Source organism: Enterococcus spodopteracolus, from assembly GCF_030441955.1.
GTDB lineage: Bacteria > Bacillota > Bacilli > Lactobacillales > Enterococcaceae > Enterococcus_B > Enterococcus_B spodopteracolus.
Map to the genome: position 1 here is coordinate 1 of NZ_JARJHD010000130.1, position 412 is coordinate 412.

1 protein-coding gene is annotated in these 412 nt (G+C 33.5%); it reads right to left on the reverse strand.

What is annotated here, in order from left to right; genetic code table 11:
- Positions 1 to 204 precede the first annotated feature (204 nt).
- On the reverse strand, positions 205 to 412 hold a 208-nt coding region (locus P3R27_RS14905), incomplete at its 5' end, for a hypothetical protein (protein WP_301399204.1).

Sequence of the window (412 nt, forward strand, 5' to 3'; positions counted from 1 at the left end):
TTATTCAGGGAGTTGCTAGTGAAATTTATCCATGCAAACCGGAAATCTTTCAACAAACCTATGAAGTGTATGGTGAAAAAATAACCACCGAGAATTAGGGACACGGTGGCTAGGCATACCAGTTTGTGTCTTGAGCTAATTCGTGATTAAAGAAGTATTTGCCTGAGGATAATATAACACATGGCGTAGATCTTGATGCATATATTATTTGAATATGTTTAATAAAAATGACTCCATCCAATATAGCGATTCACATTCGATTAAATGTTCTAAATCTACGATAATACTTTGAACAGTTGCACTAAAATGAGGCGACTCGGGATTTGTGTTGTCTATTATTTCAAAGACTTTTAAAGATTTCTCATTAATCATAATTTGATCATCGTTGATTATTTTTTCACGAGTGTGTTCA